The sequence below is a fragment of the Aquabacterium sp. genome, from assembly GCF_041909175.1.
In the GTDB taxonomy this organism is placed as follows: domain Bacteria; phylum Pseudomonadota; class Gammaproteobacteria; order Burkholderiales; family Burkholderiaceae_C; genus Aquabacterium.
Genome location: NZ_JAYRDZ010000007.1, coordinates 171,704 through 193,336 on the forward strand (window position 1 = coordinate 171,704; position 21,633 = coordinate 193,336).

The window sequence follows — 21,633 nt, forward strand, 5'->3', positions numbered from 1 at the left end:
GTGGGGTGGCAGTGACTTTCAGCAGTGTGTGGACATCGTTTTGTCACACATTCGGCCTGGGTGGAAGATTGAATTCCAGGTGTTTCCCAGTAGGTGGAAAGAAAAAACCCAGCCATTTGGATGGCTGGGTTCCAGTGTGTTTGCGCGTACGGTTGTCGGGTGGCCGGTTTGCTCAGAACAGCAGGGTGGACAGCTGGAAAGTCACCCGCAGGTTGTGCGACTGCGCATCCACATGGTCGAGGCCGTAGCCGAGTGTGACGCGGCCCTGGGTGGACTTGCCCAGTGCCAGGTCCAGGCCGAGGCCGACACCGGTGACCGTGTCATAGGTTGGCAGGGAGGAGGCCGGTGGGCGGAAGGGCTTGACCCGGCCATGGTCCAGGAACAGGAAACCACTGGTGCTCAGGCCATCGACGCTGCTGGCGCCGGGCAGCATCACGCTGTGATGCAGTTCGAGGTTGAGCACCATGCCCGAGTCGCCCGAATACACCCCGGACGCGTAGCCGCGCACGCTGCCTTCGCCACCCAGGAAGAACTGTTCGCTGGAAGGCAGGAGCTTGTCGGAGGACACCTGCAGCGTCACATTGCCGACGAAGGTCAGGCCGTTCTCCAGTTCACGCTGATGGCGCAGCGAAGCCCGCTCGATGTTGTATTGCGCGGTGTCCGGCGTGCTGGCGGAGACCACCGAATGCGTGAAGCTGCCGAACCAGCTCGCGTGGTTGTCGAACCACTGGCCCTCCAGTCCCAGATCAAGCCCCTTGGTGTCGACCTTCTGCATGGTGACGCCGTCGATCCAGTTGGTGGTGGTGCGCTGCTTGGCTGCACCGACCAGATCCAGTTCGCTGTTGGTGTCGACCAGCAAGGGCTGACGGGCCGAGATGTTGGCTGACTCGGAACGGCCGGTGATGTTCAGGCTCTTGAGGCTGCCATGTTCAATCGAGGTGCGGTCGATGTTGTAGCCCACGCTCACCCGACCGCCCGAGGTGTTGAAGGGCACGCCGTAGCTGAAGGCCAGGCTGGTGGTGCCCACCGATTTGGTGGCCGACAGGCTGAGGCTGTCACGCCAGCCCAGCAGGCTGCGGTGCTGGTAAGCCAGTGTCAGGCGGTTGCTGCCGGTTGACGAGGTACCCAGGTTGTCTACGCTCAGCCGCAGGCTTTGCGCCGGCGGTTCGGACACGTTCACGGCCAGGTCGGTGGTTGCGAAACGTTGCCCGGGCTTGAGCTGGGCCTGCATCTGGACATCGTTGGTGCGGTTGAAGCGCACCAGGGACGCTTCGAGCTGCTTGAGATCGACCAGGTCGTCCGATTGGAGGCCCAGGCGGTTGAGCAGGTAGCTGTCGCGCGTCGAGGTGTTGCCGGACAACAGGACCTGACCCACGTGGCCTTCAACCAGCCGGATCTGCAGGACGCCGGAGGTGACATCCTGCGCTGGCAGCACGGCCTGGGCCGTGACCACGCCCTTTTGCCGGTAGAACTTGTTGACCGTGTCGACGAACTGGCGCAGCCCGTTCATGTCCAGGTCCTTGCCTTCCACCTGGCTGGCCAGCGAGGCCAGTTCAGCCTGGCTCAGGATCTCTGACGGGGTGAACTTCACTGTCTTGACGACAAAGTGCGTGGCGCCCGGTGCGGCCGCTTTGGGCACCGCGGGTTCGGGCAGCTGGTTCTGCACGGGCTCTTCGATCTGCTTGCGCTGCGCCCGTTCGCGCAGTTGCCGCAGACGCTCTTCTTCCATCTGCCGCTGCTGAATGGCGCCCGGGTCGGCCGACGGCGGCACCACCACCTGGGCTGACGCGAGGGAAGTCGCCGCCAACAGGCCGGCGAAAGTCAGTTCATGCCGCTTCACAGCTCACACTCCTTCTTCTTGTTGTCCGGGCACTGCGTGTTCACGGCCGGAATCGGGTTGGCATTCACCAGCGATGTGGTGGTGGCTTCGTCCTGGTCCAGGCCACGAACGGCGCGCTTGCGGTCGGACTGGGCCTGCTGCTGGTCGGCTGCCTCGGCTGCACTGGTGTTGTTGCCGTCTGGCGTGATCACCTCGTGATACGGGTCACGGTAGAGCACGAAGGCGTCGGTGTCGACGCGGTTGCCCGCCAGGTCGAACCAGAAGCTGTCGCCAGCGGTGTACAGCTGCACGTCGGCACCCTGGTTGGACTTGTCGAACTGATCGACCAGCAGGGTGGTCTTCGGGTTGGTGAAGGTAGCGCGGTCCAGGATGATGGCATTGCCCACCGACAGCGCACCCACCGGGATGCTCACATCGGCGTTGACCGCCCAGAAGTCGCTGAAGGCAAAGCCACCCGTGCCAGACAGGGTCAGCGTCACGTTTTGCGCCACGCTGCCGTCATAGCCGGTGATGGCACCACCCACCGGCGTGCTGCCACCGGTGACGGCCGCCTGGATCTGGTTCGATGCCAGGTTGAGGGCCGTGCCCACGTTGATGGCGCCGACCGTGATGTGGTCAGGCGCACTGATGGAGACATCTTCGGACGCCGACACGCTGGCGAGGTCGACCCCGGTGCCGCCGGTGATCGACACATAGCCATCGGATGCACTGACCGATCCGCCCGTGATGCCACCGGTGGCAGACAGCAGCACGCGTTCGACGGCGGTGATGCTGTCGATGTTGACCGAGCCATCCACGGCCAGATCAGCCTTGCCGCCGGAGGTGGCCTCCAGGTTCAGCAGCTTCAGGTTCAGCGGCTCGTCACCGATGCCTTGTGCCGCCCACATGGTCAGCTTCGCAGCCGGACCGGTGTCGGCCTGGATGTCGATGTGACCGCTGCCCAGCGTGTGACCGGCCAGGATGTGGCCTTCTGTGCTGGTGATGCTGATGGCGCTTTCGGTCGGGTTGCCAGTGAAGATGCCGGTGACGATGGCATCTCCCACGGTGGTGATGTCGATCGTGCCTTGCTGGACCGTCATGGTGGCGCCGTCGGCCATCGTCAGCGTCGAGTCGGACTGCACCGTCAGCTTGCCCACGTCCACCGAGACGGCTGCACCTGCAGCCATGTCGATGGCGCCGGCTTGCAGGCTGGTGTCGAGCACCGTGGCATGCACCTTGGCGTTCTCGGTGAGGCTCATCGTGCCACCGGCAATCAGGGTGACCGGGCCTGGCGCGGTGATGGTGCCGTCCACCTTCATCGTCGTGGCCGACGACAGGTGGGCCACATCGCCCGAGGTGACATCGCCAAAGTTGGCGTATTCACCGGCTGGCCCATTGAGCCAGATGCCCTGACCCACGGTGGTGGTCGTGGCATAGATGAGGCCTGTGCGGTTCACACCCACATCCAGTGCGTTGGTCGAGGTGCCAATCGAGCCGGTCAAGGCGCTCAGCCACAGGTTCTGACTCAGGATATTGAGATCGGGCGACACCGTGCCTTCAGCTGACTGGTAGTCCAGGATGGATCCTTCCGCGCTCAGGTGGATGTCCTGACGCGAGAACATCGTGTCGACCGTGAAGTCGCCATCGGTGTTCAACCAGATGTCATCCGCGGCGCGCGCTACCACGCGGGCGCCATCGGTGGTGTTGACCAGCAGCGGCGCCTCTTCCGAGCCGATGCCGCCGTTGGCTGCTTCCAGGATGGTGTTGGTCCCCTGCACATTGACCGTGCTGCTGGACGATGCACCGTTGATCAGTGCCCCTGCCGTCTTGATGCGGATCTCGCCGGTGGCAGACACCTGCTCGATGCGCAGGTCTTCCTCCGAGCCGATCAGCACATAGCCATTGGTGGCCGTCGCGTTGAGCACGCCGGTGCCGGTGGTGGTCACGTTGACCGGGCGCGGCTGCGCGATCGTCAGGATGTTGCCGTTGAGCGTGACATCACCCCGCTCGGCTGCAGCCAGGGCAGCTTTCTGGGCGGTGGTCAGCGAGTCCAGCCCTTGGCTCAGGTCGATCTCCTGCACCGGGTCTTGCGAACCGATGTTGGCGCCCGCGATCAGGGTGACGTTGCGGCCCTTGGCATTGGGTTCCTTGATGGTGGTCACCGTGTCGGTGATCGCCTTCAGCAGACCGGCCCCGACCGACAGTTCAAGCTGGGCGTCGCTCCACTTCGAACCCGATGTGATGCTGGTCTTTTCGGTATCGGTCGCCGTGTAGGCATAGCCCGACACGTAGCTGGTGGTCAGCGTGCCCACTTCGCTGTTGAGCTCGTGGTACTGCGTGGTGCGGTTGGCTGCCAGGGTGCTGATCTGGGCTTCGGTCATGCCGGAGCTGATCAGGGCGTCGTGCTCGGCCTGGGTGAAGCTGAAGACGAAGGCAGCGTCATAAGTGGTGCCGCCATCGGCCTGACGCTGACGCAGCTGCCAGTAGAGCTGGTAGCTGGAGGTCTTGCCCTTTTCATAGGCCGAGATGGCTTCGCTGGCCTTCTCGTCGGCCAGCGTGCCCCGCAGCCGCAGGTCGTCCCACAACTGGGCCAGCTCGGCTTCGGTGCGGGTGTCCACCGTGGCGTACGGGTTGTTGTCGATGACGCTGCCCGTGGTCTCGATGCGCACATCACCACCCAGCGACTCGGCCGAGATCAGCAGCAGGTTGCCCGAGTAGAGCGCATTGCCACTGTCGGCTTCGTTCTTGATGTTGATGCTGTCGCGGGCCGTGGCCACCAGGCCGTTGTTCGGCCATTGGGTCTCGTCGGTGGTGTAGCCGGTGCGGACCGTCAGCGGGTTGCTCTCGGTATCGGTCAACACCCCAATGCCGCCGTTGTTGGACAGCAGCTCCACGCGCTGGCCTTCCACATACGACGAGCTGTCGTAGTTGACGATGCCGCGGTCGGATTCCAGGTAGACATTGGCCACACCGGCGCCGCCGATGGTGCCGACGTTCAACTGGCCCAACACCTGCTGCAGGCGCACGTCACCCGAATTGGAAGTGGCGTCGAGCTTGCCGCTGTCGCTGACCTTGACCTGCACCACCTGGGTGGTGGAGCCGATGCCGGTTCCGGCCGACAGCGAGACATTGTTACCACTGACGATGGCCTGGCTGTTCGACTGGGTGATCGACCCGGTCGATGACACGCTGGTGTCGCCGTCGCGGTTGTTGATCGAGCCGTTGAAGATGACGTTGCCCTTGGACACCACATCCACTATGCCGTTGTCGACCCCGATGAAGGAGATCGAGATCGGGTTGTCTGCCTTGACGCTGGTAGTCGAAATGACCCGCGTGGTCGATGGCCGGCTGAATTCCTGGTAGTAAGTGCCTGCGACACAGAGCGTCCACCAGTTGCACTCGAACCAGGAGTTGCCCTTCACCACCTCGCCGTTGGTCGTCACGGAGGAGTCCACCTGGGTGTGACCTGCAGTGCCCGCGCTCGGCAGCAGTCCCAGGAACTGCCCATTGTTTTCAATGGGCACGTTGACCGGCGATGTGTAGTTGCCGATCCAGTAGTCGTCGAGGTTGATGTTGTTGAGGTCGATGCCGAAGATGGCGTCGCTCGAGTACCGATAGAAGTCTGTCGAACCAAATTCCTTGCCGACTTGCTTGGCGTAACGGATATCAGCCAGCGGGGTATAGCTGTAGCCCGTACGCGACTCGCCCGCCTCGCGGGTGTAGGTCGTGGTCAGGAAGTTGCCATTGGCATCGGTCTTGAGCAGGTCGGTGATTTCGATCTTGCCTGCCACGCCACGGCCGGTGTCGAGCGTGTTGACCAGCAGCGACAGGCTGGTCTCGTTGTCGACCTTGATCTGGCCATAGCCATCGAGCACGCGCAACTCGCCACCACCGTTGAGGTTGGTGTTGTAGATGGCGCCAAACAGCTTGATGTAGCCGCCTTGCACCGTCACGCCACCCAGTTCAAGGCGGTTTTCCTTGGCGTTGTAGCGAACGGTGATCTGCTCCCAGTCGGTGCCTTCCAGGCCTGATACCGTGGCACCGCTGACGGTGAAGTACTCGGCCCCGGAGACAGCCTTCTGGGCGTCGGTCAGGCTGTTGTAGTAAGCCTGGGCCTGCGCGAAGCTCACGCTGCTGCCGTTGGTGAGCGTCACCGTGGCGGATGCCGGGATCACCACACCCCATTGGGCAATGCCGCTTTGCACGACCCCGTTGATGTTGAGGTAGCGAGCGGCAATCAGCACGCTGCCGTTGGCCACGATACCGGAGGTGCTCGACTCGGCCTGGTAGGTCACCGAAGACAGCCCTGTGATCGGATCGGTGGTCACCACCAGCGGGTCGCCGCCGGTGTTGACAAAGCTGTCGGTGTAGCTCTGCACGAAGTCGCCGTTGTTGGTCTTGATCTCGACCTGGTTGGCGCGCACCGTGGCCGTCTCTGCCGGCGAAATGACGTTGCCGTCGTCATCGGTCTTCTGTTCAAGGCGGATGCTGCCGGCTGCCACGTCGATCTTGACCAGGCCACGCAGGTTGGTCAGGTCTCCCTGCACGATGACATCGCCGGCCGGCTTCGGCTGCGCCTTGCCCGAGACCCCGTAGTTGGGGTCCAGTGTCGGGTCGTAGGTGCTTTGAATCAGGATGGTCGGGGTGTCGGTGCTGTCAGCTGTCTTGACCGCGGCAAAGCTGGCGCTGCCAGCGGAACCGTTGACGTTGTTGATCTCCGCGTTGTCGGTGACGGAGATGCCGTTGAAATAGACCTTGCCACCTTCGTCAGCCGGAATCGTCAGGTTCTTGATGACCAGGAAATTGGCGCCGGTGTTGGTGATCTTGATCTCTGCGTCCCCCGGAGAGTCCAGTGTGCCGGAACCGGTCAGCGAGTCCGCCTTCACATAGATGTTGCCCAGTTGCGCCGTGGCATCGCTCACCGTCACGACGTTCAGGATCGGGCCCGATGCCGGTGAGGAGGAGTACTGGCCGGCATTGATGTCATCGGTGAGGCTCGCGATCTGCTCGCTCAGATGGGTGATGCTGGTGTTGAGCGGCACCATCAGGGCTTCGTTGGCCGTGATCTCCTGGCTGTTGGCAGTGATGGTGCTCGTGTTGGTGCTGATGGTCTGCAGGTTGGTCTGCACCGTGCTATTGGCATCGTCAATCTGCTGTTGAAGCTGGTCGTACTTCGTCTGGTAGTTGGCTGCGTTCTTGTCGAGTGCGGCCTGCTGGGCCTTCAGGTTGGGGATGGTGACCCCGGTCAGGGTGGCGTTCTGCGAGGTCAGCGTGCTGTTGTTGCTCGTCAGTGTCTGGTTGGTACTGGTCAGCGTGGTGTTGGTCGCCGTCAGCGTGTCCACCTGGCTTTGATAGCCCTCCATCTTGGTCGTCATGCCTGCGACAGCCGCCTGTGCGGCCTGCAGGGCACTGATGGTCGAGGTGGCCACTTCACCAGAGGCAAAGCCGAGATCCTTGAGCTTTTGCTTGAGGAAGTCGATTTCCGACTTGTAAGCGGCCACGGCGATGGCCGAATCGGAGGTCGTGTCACTGCTGGTGGTGCTGTATTGCTCGACCAGCGTTTGCAGATAGGTGATGCGCTTCTGGATGTCGGAAGCGACATCGAGCATGTCCGTGATCTGGCTGGTGATGGTGCCCTTGACCGTCACACCGACGCCGTCATCACCGATCGTCAGCTCCTGGTAGCGCTGGGTACCGGTGTGCACCGTGCCCTCGACGTCCACGTTGGAGCTGAGCGACTTGACCGAGTTGCCCGTGCGCGTTTCGAACGAGACCGGGTCGCCACCGAAGGCTTCGCTGATGGCGCTGGCGATGGCGGCCAGGGTTTCGCGGTAAATGTCCTTGCCAATGCCGACACCCGTGGCGACATTGCTGCCGTCCTGGGCGTACAGGTAGATATCCCGCGCGGCACCCAGGTCGGCACCCGCTTCGATGCTGATCTGGCTGGTGTTGCGGATGGTGGCGTCGGCCACGGGGTCCTGCTCTACAGGGATGGCCGTGTTGTTGTAGACATCGCTGTGGGCTGTGACCTGGATGATGTTGGTGACGTTGCTGCTGTTGGCTCCGGCGTTGAGGATGATGTCGCGGCCGGCGTCCAGCGTGGCACCGGCCCCGATGGTCACCTGGTTGGACGACTGGAAGGTGGCGACGCTGGAGCCAAACGGCGCCACGCCGACCAGACCATAGATGTCAACGGCGGCTTCCGCATCCAGCACGGCGGTGGAGCGGGCCCCCATGGCGATGTCGCCCAGGCTGCTCAGGTCGGCCAGCGCGCCCACACTGACGCTGGCGCTGGCCGAATCCTGCCCATCGACCGGCACGATGGCCGACGAGGCGATGGCCGAGGTGATGGCACCGCCGGAGCTCAGCTTGACGCTGTCCGTGGCGTTGACGTCATTCCAGGCATCCAGTGTGAAATTGCCCGGGTCGCTGCTGTCGCCGGTCTGCTCGACATGGGCGCCGGCGCCGATGCCCACCGTGGCCTTCACGGCCAGCGTGGTGGTGCTGCCTGCGGCGGGCAGGTCAGCCAGGCCGCCGGATGTGGAGCTGACGTTCCAGCTGGGGGCAGCCAGGGCGCCACCAGCAAGGTTGGTCAGACCCGCCAGCGTGGCCGGGGTGCTCTTGTTGATGTCGTTGTCGGCCTGCAGGGTGATGTTGTCGGCTTCGACATAGCCTGAGGTGCCGATGTGGGCCTGCGTGTTGGCCACGACGGTGTTGGACACCTGGGCCCCGCTGACGCCCACCAGGGAGGCGTTGGTGCTTTCGATCCAGCTGTTGAAGTTGGCCGTGTGCTCAGCCTGCACCAGCAAGGTATCGACGTCGATCTTGCGCGCATCAGCCGCATCGTTGTTGCCACTGCCGGTGGTGGCATAGGTCTGGCTGGTGTTCGAGGTCGAGGCCTGCGAGAACGGTGCAGACACCACGCCACCCGAGCCGGCGATGCCATAGGCGTAGTTGGTGTCTTCGCTGCTGGCCGACACCTGCAGGGTGCTGCCCGTGACCTTGGCGTCGTCACCCAGCACGGCCTGGGTGGTCGTGCTGGAGTTGGCGATAGCAAAGTCGGCGCCCATGGCCACGAATCCTGTGGACACGCCCGTCCCGGCAGCGCTTTGCTGCGACTGGCTGTCGGCCATGACGGCGGCCGTGCCCGTGACGGTGAACGTGGCACCGGAGCCCACTTCGGCGCTGGTGGTGCCTTGACCGATGGCGGTGGCCACGGTGGCATTGGCACCCAGCAACAGGCCGCCTGCCGCACCGGTGGCTTGCGCCACGGCCGATGGCGTGGCACCCACATGGCGGGTGGCCGATACCGTCAGGTTGTCGGCGCTGACTTCGACGTCATCACCCAGGGTGGCCAGGGTCGTGGCACCCGATGTGGCGGTGGCCACCGATGCACCCACGGCACCGGCACCAATGTTGATGCCCAGGGCCCGTGCGGTGGTGTCGGTGGTGGTGTCGGCGCTGACGGTCACGTCACCGTCCGAGTCGATCTGGCTGTCATCGCCTACGGCGGCCGTGACGTGCGAGGTCATCGATGCGGTGGCGACCGCACCGGAGCCGGCGATGATGCCGGCAGTCCCGGCCACAGCGCGGGCGCTGGCGCTGGACGTGTCGGTGGCGTTCACCAGCACATCACCGACGCTGCCGGTGCTGGTGCCGATGAGCACACCGTCTTCCAGGTAGGCAGCGGTGGTGCCGTTGAAGACCGTGGTGGCCACCGATGCACCGATGGCCAGCGCGCCGACCGAGGCGCCGTAAGTCTGGGTATCCGAGCGGCGGTCCCTGGTGGCGGTCACCGACAGCGAGCCGGCCTGATCCACGCTCACGCCGCTGCCAAGGTAGGACTGGGTGACGCTGGTGTCGGTCAGCACCGACACGGCGGCGGACAGACCCACCACGCCACCGGCACCGGCGGTGCTGATGACGCGCGAGCCCGTGCTGTCGACGTTGCCTGCAGCGGTTTCAATGGTGATGTCGCCATCGGCCGACAGCGAGGCGTCGTCATCGGCAAAAGCTTCCGTGGTGCTGTGGGTCACGCCGACGCCGAAGGCGCCACCGACGCCCACATAACCCGCAGCCGCACCGGTGGCCACCAGATCCAGCTGCGTATGGTCGGTGGCGGACACGTCAATGTGGCCACCGGCGGTGAGGCTGGCCTGGCTGCCAACAGCGGCCTGTGTCTTGTCGAGCGAGGCGGTCGAGGTGGTGTTGAGGTCATCACCCACGCCCAGCGCTGCCGTGCGTGTCGAGATGCTCGACTTGGCGCCGCTCAGGTGGTCGGAATCCCCCAGCTGGCCACTGACGTTGTCGGTCGTCATGCTGCTGTCCACCGACGTGGCGGTCTTGCCGCTGCCGATGCTGGATTGCGAATCGGTATCGAGCGCGGCACCGATGACGGCGACGTTCACGCCACCGGCAATGCCGACCGAGCCGCCGCCAGCTGCAGCCACGGCGGCAGCCTGCACGTCCTTGGTCGATTCGGCCGTGACGTCGATGTCCTGATCGGCATGCACGTCGGCGCCTGTGCCCACACTGGCTGTGGTCGTGTTGCGCACGATGCTGACTTCAGCCGTGGCGCCTGCACCCGCGAAGGCACCCACCGCCACACTGCCGCCGCCGCCCGTCAGGGTCACGGTGTCGGTAGCATGCACCTTCACATTCTGGTTGGTACCGCCCAGTGCCTGGTTGATCTGGGCGTTCTGGCCAATGGTGGCCTGGGTGGTCGACTTGACGACCTTGACGCCGACCGCACCAGCCACGCCGACGCCACCCCCAGCGGCACTCACGGTCACGCTGTTGATGTCTTCGGACGAGGTCGCACCGATGTCGGTGGTGCCCTGGGCGTCGAGCTGGGCGGCCTGGCTGGCATCGCTGCTGCCTTCGACCTGAGCCAGGGTGGTGTTGTCGATCACCCCCACCGAGACCGCGCCGCTGACGCCAGCGATGCCGCCTGCACCACTCATGGTGTAGAGGTCGATGGCAGTTTGTTCATCGGCGTTGACAGCCAGGTTGCCGGTTGCCTCGATGTCGGCACCCGCACCCACGCTGGCGGTGGTCGTGTTGGTGACCACGGCCACATTGCCAGCCGCACCCACCCCCGCGGCACCCGCTACGGAGATGTTCACGCCCACCATATAGAGGTCTTCACTCGACTGAGCGGATACCGCCACGTTGTGGGCATCGATGGTGGCCTGACCAATGCGGGCGGTGGTGGTCTTGGCCACCACGGCGGTGTCGACCGTGCCGCTGACTGCAGCTGCACCAGCCCCGCTGACCGTGCCACCGGTCTGCACCATGAAGGTGTTGTCTGCCGCGGTGACGCGCACCGACTGGTCTGCACCGGTGGTACCACCCTGGTTCACCTGGACGCCATTGCCGATGCCGGCCTGGGTGGTCGAGGTGATGACGTTGGTGCTGGCGGCGCCAGTCACGGCTGCCGCGCCCGCGCCGGCCACACCGACGGTGGCCGAGATGACCTTTTCATTGGCCACGGCGGCAATCGACAGGCCCTTTACGCCCGTATCCACGCCCTTGGCACCGATGCCGCCGCTGGCCCCGCTGACGGCTTCGTTACGCGAGCCCTTGGCCGACGGGTCGACCGAGCTGCTGGCGCCACCGCTGCCGGAGCTGTTGCCTTCGGCTTCGACACTGAAGGACACACCATTGCTGACGTCGCCGTCGGCCGTGCCATCACCGTCGATGTCGATGCTGCCCGAACCGCCGCCCGGTACCGATGGCATCGCAGTCGCGGCGCCGGTCGTGCCGTTGTAGACGTCTACCCCGGCGCTGTTGCCACGGGCATTGACGGTCGAGTTGTCGCCCACGTAGGCGCTGGTGGTGTTGGCGATGACATTGGCACCGACGTTCACGCCGACGCCCGCCGCACCGGCGCCGTTGCCGACGGCCGAGACGGCCACGATGAGGGTGTCATCGCTGGCAGCCAGGGTCACGTTGCCGTTGGAATCGACCGTGGCACCCGTCTTGGTGCTGTCGTCCAGGGCCGAGCCGATGTAGGCCTCGGTGGTGTTGGTCACCACATTGGCCGAGACCACGGCACCCACGCCAGCGGCACCCGCGCCATGGATGGACACCGCGCCATTGATGATGTTTTCGGTGGAGGCGGCCACCACGGCCACCGTGTCACGGGCCTGGACGTTCGCGCCTTCACCGATGAAGGCACGGGTGTCCTTGCTCAGCACATTGGTGCCGGCCACGCCGCCTACAGCGGCTGCCCCGGCCCCGCCACCCGAGGCGGCCACGGTCACGATGGTGCTGTCGCTGTCTGCATTGACGCTGACCGACTGGCTGGCGTTCTGGTAAGCCACATCCTGGTTGATGTCGGCTGCGCCGATGTAGGCTGCGGTGTCAGAGGTCACGACATTGACCACGATGGCGCCGTCTACCTGGGCCGCACCCGCGCCACCGCCGGTGATGCCGACGTTGTAGACGTTCTCGCTGGTGCTGGCGTCTACACTGAGGGTGCCCTTGGCATTGACGGTGGCACCGTCAGCCACAAAGGCTTCGGCGGCATCGTGCAGCAGCACGACACCAAAGGCGCCCGACACGCCTGCCGCACCGCCGCCGGCACCCGAGCCGGCCGCCACGATGGCCAGGGTCTTGTCGGTTGCCGCCAGGCTGACGTCACCGCCGGCATTCACCTGTGCGCCATGGCCAATGTAGGCCTGTGTGTTCTTTTCGGGCACGTTGGCCGAGCTGCTCATGTAGCTGGCTACGCCCAGCTTGCTGGCCTTGCTGTCGAGCGTGCTCTTGGCCTGGGTGGACTGTGTGCCACTGCCCAGGCTGTCCCCGACGGCGCTCTTGGTGGTCTGGCTGTCAGCGTAGTCCTGCGTGTTGGTGCCATTGAGGCCGCTGCTGGCTTCGTCGTCGAACAGCGAACCCACTGCGATCACCGAGACCGCACCCGCCACACCGGCGGCACCGCCACCGGCGCCCGCCACCGTGACGGAATTGACGTACTTGTCCGACGTGGCTTCGACCGACACGTCTTTCTTGGCGCTCACATCGGCGTTGTCGCCGATGGAGGCCGTGGTGGTGGCCATCACGAAGGTGATGTCGGCTGACCCACCCACGCCTGCTGCGCCACCCCCGGCACCGGCGCCGCCTGCGCCCACGGTGACGATGGTGTCCGTGGCTTTCACGCTCACCGACTGGTCGGCGGCAGCGTAGTTGCTGTCCTGGTTGACCTGGGCGTGGTCACCGATACCGGCTTCGGTATGGGACACGACCACGTCGGCAGAAATGGTGCCAGCCACGCCAGCAGAGCCACCGCCTGCACCGGCCACGGTGATGGCGTTGAGGTTCTGAACGGCGTCAGCTTCAACCTGTGTGGTGCCTGTCGCATTGGTTTCGGCGTAGTTGCCGATGCGGGCACTGGTCGTGCTGACATTGACGCCCATGGCCAGGGACACGCCCACACCGGCGGCGCCGCCACCGGCACCTGCACCCGTGATCAGGGTCGACGTGGCGACATCGCTGGCCGTGACGCTCAGGTCACCGCCCGAGACGTTGACCTGGGCGGCATCGCTGCTGCTGGTGCCGTCTTCAATGAAGGCCTCGGTGGTGTTGGCCACACCGACGGCGGCGACCGAGCCGCCCACACCGGCGCTACCGCCTCCGGCAAAGCCGGCGGTGGTGGTCACCGACACGGCTTGCGAGGTTGCCTGCACATCCACAGCCTTGACAGCGTTGACCTCGCTGCCCTTGCCGATCTTGGCGGTGGTGGTCTTGGCGATCACCGCCACATTGGCGGCCGCCCCCACGCCTGCCGTGCCACCGCCGCCCACGCCGGCAGCGGTGTCCACCAGCACGGTTTCATCCACTGCCTTGACGCGGACTTGCTGGTCGGCATCGGCACCGGTGTTGTCTTCGTTGACCGTGGTGAACTGGCCGATGGCCGCTTCCGTGGTCTGGGCAATCACATTGGCCTGCACGGTGGCGGCCACGCCTGCCGTGCCACCGCCTGCGCCGCTGGCGACCGTGGTGATCAGGTTTTCACTGTTGTAGGCCGTGACCGACAAGCCCTTGGCGGCCTCGGTCGCGCGACCCGTGTCACCGGTGTAGACATCGCTGCTGCCATGCAGGCCCAGCGCCGTGATGTGGGCCTGGTCACCAATGGTGGCCTGGGTGGTGCCGATCAGCGTGGCCACGGCCAGCGAGCCGCCCACCCCGACATCGCCCCCGCCCGCGCCGCCACCGGCGGTCAGCACCGCCGTGATGCCGTCGTCGGCATTGACCAGCACATTGCCCTCAGAAGACACCGTGGCAGCGTCACCCACATGGGCGGCCACCGTGTTGGCAACGATGCCGAGCGACACGGCTCCGCCCACGCCCACGCTGCCGCCTCCGGCAAAGCCAGCGGTCACCGAGACGATGTTCTCGGTCGAGGTCGCTGCGACCCGCACCGACTTGATGGCATCCACTTCGGTGCCATCCGCTGCCACACCGTCGTCAATGGTGGCCTTGACGGTCTTGATCAGCACAGCGGTGTCGGCGGCTGCGCCCACACCCACCTTGCCGCCACCGGCACCACCACCCGCTACACCGACGATCACGGTGTCATCGTTGGCCGTGACGGCCACGGTTTGTTCGTCGCTGTCGTAAGCGCTGTCGGTGTTGACCTTGGCGCCCTCGGAGATGGTGGCTTCGGTGTCGGTGAACATGGCGTTGATGGACAGCGCACCTGCCACACCCACCTTGCCGCCACCTGCACCCGCCACGACGGCCGTGGCGGCGGTTTCCGAGCCAACGGCCGACACCACGGTGGCCTGCTTGGCGTCAATCGACGCCCCGCTGCCCACCTTGGCCAGGGTCTGGTTCCACAGGGCGTTGACCGCGATGGCCGCACCCACGCCCACTTCCTTGCCGCCGGCCACGCCGCCGGCCACCATCACCGTCGTGGTGTCGTTGGTGGCTTGCACTTCGGCATCGCCCTGTGCGGTGATGCTGGCATCGTCACCCACTTCGGCAGAGACCAGGTTGGCCGAGGCGATCACGCCCAGCACGCCGGCCACGCCGGTGCCTTCGGTCGCGGCCGCACCGCTGACCGACACATTGGTCATGTCTTGTGTGGACGATGCCGCCACCTTCACGCCGGCATCGGCACCGTCGGCGTTTACCACGCTACCCGAACCGATGCTGGCCTTGACCTGATCGAAGTTGCCGATGTCGCTGTTGGACACGCCCACACCCGCCTTCTTCGCACCGGCGACCGCGCCAGAGAAGGCAATCACGTTGATGTCGGACGTGGCAGAGACCTCCACCCCCAGGGTTTCGGCATTGGGTGTGCCGGCCACGGCTTCAGCCTGGCTGCCCGTGGCGCGCACATTCACGTTCTGCCCGATGCTGGCCTCGGTGGTGTCCATGAACAGGTTCACCGAGAAGGCACCCGCCACGGCGGTGCTGCCCTTGGCCGCGGCACCTGCCACGGCTTCCGTGTAGTAGTTGTTCGAGCCGAGGTAGGTCGACGGGTCCAGCGTATCGAAGCTGAAGCTCTTGACATCGCTGATGTTGGGCAGGGCGTTGAACAGCACCGGGTTGCGGTTGGCCGACACCGTCAGCGAGTTGACATCGAGCGAGGCACCATCGCCCACGGTGGCGCTGATGGTGTTGTAGGACAGGGCGGCCGCAAACGAGGCGCCGATGCCGGCCTTGCTGTTGGTGCCCTTCGAGAGCGAGCCCGCACGAGCCTGCACCGCCACCTTGCTGGTGTCGTCGGCCTGGACGGTCACATCACCCACCGGGGTGGTGTCGCTGCCGATCACGGCGTTCTCGTCAATCGAGGCTTCCGTGTTGTTGTAGTTGCCGACCACGGCCAGGGCGCCGGCCACGGCCACCTCACCACCGCCGGCACCGGACACGGCTTCCGCACCCATGGTGGTCAGGAAGGCTGCATCGCGGTTCTGGGTCGACGTGGCGAGCACATGAACGGCATCTGCTTCGTCGATGTGGGCCCCGCTGGCGATACTGGCCTTGGTCGTGTTGACGGTGGCGGTCAGTGCCACCGCAGCCGCCACGCCCACGTCGTCGGACACCGCTTCGCCGGTGGCCTTGGTGGCGTAGTTGGTGTCGGTGGTGGCCTTGACATCCACATCACCGGCTGTCTTGACCTTGACGTTCGAACCAATGGTCGAGCTGGCCTGGTTGACGGCCACGCCCACGCCAATGGCGGCGGCCACGCTGACCTTCTTGGCCTGCTGCTTCTGGCCCGTGGTGGTATTCGGGTTGGTGTTCTGGTCGACCGAAGGGGTCTCGTTGTCATTCACCGCCGGCGTTTCGGCAGCCGGGGTGTTGGTGTCGGTGTCGAGTGTCTTGGTGCTGCTGTTGCGCGACTTGGCGAAATCCAGCTGGGTCTTCTTTTGCTCGTCAACGGTGGTGCCGCTGTCAGGCTGCTCGTTGCCGTCGGCATCCTTGTTGGCGGCCTTGGCACCCTTGGCGCCGGCCGTGGCCGTGGTCGTCAGTTGGGTGGTTGAGGTCGATTCCAGATCCACGCTGTCCGAGGCGGCAACATTGCGGTTCAGGCTGGACGAGACGGTGTCGACCGCGATGGTGGCGGCCAGCGATGCGCCGACGGCCACATCACCTTGTGCCTGGCCTGTGGCCGTGGTCGTCACGGTGTCGGTGCCTTCGGCCTGCACGGCCATGTCACCCGATAGGTTCAGATCCGTGGCCGAGGTGCCCACATGGGCGGTGGTGGTGTTGACCGCGATGGTGACTGCTGCCACCGGGGTGATGGCCACCTTGGCGCCGCTGGCACCACCGGTGACATCCGTGGTCGACTCGCTCTCGCTGGTGGCACTCACCGTCAGGTCATGGCCACCGCTCAAAACGGCCTTGTCGGCCAAGTCGGCCACCGTGGTCTGTGCGACCACGTTCAACCCGACCGATGCTCCCACGCCCACCTTGGCGCTGGAATCCGTGCCCTTGACGTCGGCGCTGGAGGTGGCCTTGGCTGTGGACGCACTTTGGGCTTCGATGCTGACATCGCCCGTGCCGGCATCGACGCTGGCACCGGTGCCGGAGCTGTCGTCATCCCCAGCAATCGAAGCCACCGTGGTGTTGACCACGACGTTGGCCGCCAGCGAACCGGCGACGCCCACATTGGCCGCACCGGCACCACTCTTGGCGGTGGCAGCGAAATCACTGGTCTTGTCGTCGTCCTGCGCGCGCTCGGTGGCGCTCACGGTCACGCCATTGGATGTGATGTGCGTGTTGTCCGCAATGGTGGCGACATTGGTGGCCACGGCCACGTTCAGCGCCACGGCGGCGCCGACACCGACATTGGTGCCACCGCTGTCGACCTGGCTGCCATCGGCGTTGGCCGAGGCATCGGTCTGGGCCTGGCTGGTCACGGACACGGCGCCGCCGGCCTGGATGGTGCGGCCCTTCGCGATCTGGGCTGTGGTGGTGGCCACTTCCACGTTGGCGCCCACCGCGGCGGCCACGCTCACCGCACCGTCGCTGGTTTCAGACTTGGGTGTGTCGGTAGGCGTGCTGGTCGGTGTGGTGGTCTTCACCGTGGCCTTGTCGGCTGCGGTGGTCTTGGCACCTGCACTGGCTTTGTCGGCGGCAGTGCTTTGGTCGGCGACCTGCTCATCGACCGTCTTGGAAGCCGTGCCATCGCTGTTGGTCGGCTGGTCGTTGCTGTCAGCCTTCTGGCCACCGGACACGCTGGCGGTGGCACTGGTTTCATTTTTGGCAGCCGAGCTGGCGTTGACACCCACACCGCCATCGGCGGTGATGTCGCGCTCGATGCTGGCACTGACGGTATCGACAGCCACGCCCAGGGCCACGCTGGCACCAACGGCCACGCTGGTGCCATTGGTCTGGCCGGTGGCCTTGGTGCTCACACTGCTGTCTTGTGACGCGGTGCTGCTGTAGTCGCCCGTGATGTCCAGCGCATCGCCAGAGCCCAGGCGGGCCACGGTGGTGTCGGTCACGACGCTGACCGCCGCCACCGGGGTGATGGCGATCTTGGCACCGGCTGCACCACCGGTGACTTCGGTGGTCACCGCGTTGGCGTTGTCAGCGTTGACACTCACATCGTGACCGCCGGTGAGCTCGGCATCGTCACCCAGTTCAGCCACTGTGGTGTTGACCACCACATCCAGGCCCACGGATGCACCGACACCGACCTTGGCCGTGTCGTCCGAACCCTTCACATCGGCCCCTGAGGTGAGCTTGCTGGTGGCGGCATGCTGGGCCTCGATGAGCACATCGCCTGTACCGGCATTGACGCTGGCGCCGGTGCCGGAGCTGTCGTCGTCACCGGCGATCGATGCCACGGTGGTGTCAACCACGACGTTGACCGCCAGCGAACCGGCGACGCCCACATTGGCCGCACCGGCACCACTCTTGGCGGTGGCAGCGAAATCACTGGTCTTGTCGTCGTCCTGCGCGCGCTCGGTGGCGCTCACGGTCACGCCATTGGATGTGATGTGCGTGTTGTCCGCAATGGTGGTGACATTGGTGGCCACGGCCACGTTCAGCGCCACGGCGGCGCCGACACCGACATTGGTGCCACCGCTGTCGACCTGGCTGCCATCGGCGCTGGCCGAGGCATCGGTCTGCGCAGCGCTGGTCACGGCCACGGCGTCACCAGCGTGGACCGTCACGCCCTTGGCGATCTGGGCTGTGGTGGTGGTCACTTCCACGTTGGCACCCACGGCTGCGGCCACACTCACGGCACCAGATGAGTTGCTCTCTGTTGTCGGAGCCGGTTCGGTGTCATTGACCTTGTCGCCAGCGGCATCGTCTGTGGCAGCAGCAGCCTTCTTGGCCGCATCGCCTTGCGCGGCGACCTGTTTGTCAACGGTGCCGGCCTCACCGCTGGCGGGTTGGTCGGTGCTGCTGTCGGCCTTCTCGCCACCCGAGACACTGGCGGTGGCCGAGGTGGTGTTCGATGCCGCCGAGCTGGCATGCACGCCCACGGCGCCATCGGCCGTGATGTTGCGCTCGACGGATGCGCTGACTGTGTCGGTGGACGAACCCAAGGCCAGGCTGGCGCCTACAGCGATGTTGCTGCCTTCAGTCTGGCCCGTGGCGGTGGTGCTCACGCTGCTCTTTTGCTCGGCGGTGCTGTCGTAGTCACCGCCGATGTCGAGTGCCGTACCGGACCCCAGACGGGCTACGGTGGTGTTGACCGCGATGCTGACTGCGGCTGTCGGAGTCACCGCCGTGCTGGCGCCTGCTGCGCCCCCGGTCACTTCGGTGCTGACGGTGTGGTCAGCGCTGGCGTTCAGGCTCAGGTCCTGTCCGCCTGTCAGGGTTGCACCATCCTGAATCTCGGCCGTGGTGGTGTTGACCGCGACGTTGAAGCCTACAGACGCACCGACGCCGACCTTGGCGCTGTCGCCACTGCCCTTGACGTCGGCCCCCGAGGTGACCTTGCTGTCGGAGTTGCTGGTGGCTTCGATCAGCACGTCACCGGTACCCGCATTGACGGCTGCTGCCGTGCCATTGAGGTCGGTGTCTCCGGCGATGTAGGCCGAGGTCGTGTTGACCAGGATGTTCGAAGCCAGCGAGCCCGCTACGCCGACACCGCTTGCGGCGGCACCGCTCTTGGCGCTGGTGGTGAAAGCGTTCTGGCTGTCAGTGGGCATGCCCGCGCTGACGCTCAAGCCATGGCTGCCCACCTTGCTGTTGTCCGCCACATAGGCCTGGTTGACCAGGACACCGATGTTCAGGCCCACGGCTGCGCCCACGCCGGTCGAGCCGGACGCACTGCTGCCATCGGCCGTCACGCTGGACGTGCTGGCAGCCTGGGTGGTGATGGCCGTGGCACCGGTGCTGGTCTGCTGACCGGTGGATGCCACATAGGCTTGTGTCACGCTGTTCACGTTGGCAATGGCCACGGCGGCGGCGACCTGCACGGCGCCATCAGACGTGGATGCCTGGTCTTTGTACTTGCTCAGCGTCCCCTCGGTTTGGCTGGGGTTGGCGGCCGCCTGGCTGCTCGTCTGCTTGCTGGCCCCCTTGGTCGCGGCCTTGGCCTCGGTGGTGACGGTATTCGTCGCATTGGCCGACACAGTCAGCGTGTCAGCCGTGGTGGCGGCCGTGCCGTCAATGGACGCCGTGGTCACGGAGGTCAGTTCAGTCAGGGCCAACGTGCCGCCAGCAGCGGTGGCGCCGCTGGCCGTGGCATCGGCCTGGGTGGTCGCCGTGACGTCATTGGTGGCCGTGATGGCGAGTGCGCCGTCTGCGGTCACGGTGCTGCTGCCTCCCACGTGGGCGGTGGCGGTGCTGACAATCACGTTGACGGCCACGCCCGCATCACCGGGCAACTTGAGCGCATCAGGGGTACCCGCCGTGGCATCGGCGGTCACGGTCGAGCTGGCCGCCAGCGTGGTGTCGCCACCCGAGTGCAGTTGCGAGCTACCGGTTACATCCACCTTGGCCGTGGAGACGGTCGTGATGGTGGCCAGGGGAGACAGGCTGGATGTGGATGCATCGACCGTCACGTCAGCCGTCGCGCTCAGCTTGCCACTGGCATCGATATCCGATGAGTGGATGGTGATGCTGGCGCCTGTCACGGGCACCTGCACAGGCAGGATCGACAGGTCATAGGCGTTGCTGGCCACCAGTGTGATGTCACCGCCCTTGATCGTGGCCGAGTTGATGTCAATCGCTGCCGTGCCCAGGCCGCTGCCGCTGCTCGTCAGCGTGATGTCGCCATTGGCCGAGTCCGTACCATGGCCTTCGGTCGTGATCAGTGCGCCACTGGTGAGCTGGATGTCACCGCCTGCTTGCACGCTCACCGTACCGCCATCCACGCCGTTTGCGCCTTGTGCAGACAGGGTGCCGGAAAGGGTGACATCCTGATCGGCGACGATCTGGATATGTCCTTCCTGGCTCACCACCAGGGCGCTGCCCGATGTCAGGCCATTGGCATTGACCACATCGGTAAAGTCCGGGGCAGAGCCCACGAAACGGGCACCGCTGTACAGCGTGCCGCCGACATTGATCGTGCCGGCGCTCAACGAGATGTCGTCAATGGCGTTGATCTGGCCATCAATGACGATCTGTCCGTCCGCATTGCGCGGGGCCTGACCCGCCAGCAGCAGGTTCACCGAGGCGGTATCGGCTGCGCCCGATGCGGTGAAGAAATTGTCGACAAACTGCGTGGTCGACGTGGTCAGCGTCAGGCTGCCGACGTTGACAATGCCGCTGGCACCCACCACGAAGCCATTGGGGTTCACGAACCAGACCTTGCCGCCAATGCGGCCATCCTTGATGGCGTTGAGCACACCGTAGATGTCGGTACGCTGGTCCCGAACCAGGTTGATCAGATTGATGGCCGAGGTGGGCACGTTCAGGTTGACCGTGTCACCCGCGCCCACATTGAAGGTCTTGAACGAGTTGAAGGCATTGTTGCCGGTGATGGTCGTCGTGCTGACGCCATAGACGTTGCCATTGCTGGACACGGTGGTCTGCGTTCGACCGTCTGTGACGATGGCTGTTTGCACCTGCGACAGCGCAAAGGGCGGACACAAAAGCCCGGAAAACGCCATGAACGCCGCCAGTCGAAGGGCCCACTGCGGTTGTCTGGCCGTGCTGCCAACCTGGCCTTCGCCACTTGATTTCACAACCGATGTCGCGTTTTCGGCAACGACGACCAGACAGTTGCGGGCCTTGCTCCAGATCAGGCGGTAAATCTTGTTCATGACGGCTTCTCACGGTTAATGCCACGGCACAGTGACGCCCTGTCAACAAACAATGCGGCGTCGTGAACAGATGTTAAAGAGTGCTCGTTAGAGCACCGTAAGACAGCTGTTGTGCAGACATGACTGCACCCGGCC

2 protein-coding genes are annotated in these 21,633 nt (G+C 65.2%); both read right to left on the bottom strand.

Translation table 11 applies throughout. From position 1 onward, the window contains the following. Positions 1-172: 172 nt before the first annotated feature. Positions 173-1,840: a ShlB/FhaC/HecB family hemolysin secretion/activation protein gene (locus ACE3PH_RS12250; RefSeq protein WP_374319344.1), complete on the bottom strand. Its 1,668-nt coding sequence runs from the start codon at positions 1,838-1,840 to the stop codon at positions 173-175. Then, positions 1,837-21,498 carry a leukotoxin LktA family filamentous adhesin gene (locus ACE3PH_RS12255; protein ID WP_374319346.1) on the bottom strand — a complete coding sequence of 6,554 codons (19,662 nt, stop codon included), beginning with the start codon at positions 21,496-21,498 and terminating at the stop codon, positions 1,837-1,839. Before ACE3PH_RS12255 ends, ACE3PH_RS12250 begins: the two co-directional genes overlap by 4 nt. Positions 21,499-21,633 lie beyond the last annotated feature (135 nt).

Coding starts and splice junctions, on each gene's coding strand:
- ACE3PH_RS12255 (WP_374319346.1), bottom strand. CDS start 21,498: ATGAACAAGATTTACCGCCTGATCTGGAGCAAGGCCCGCAACTGTCTG.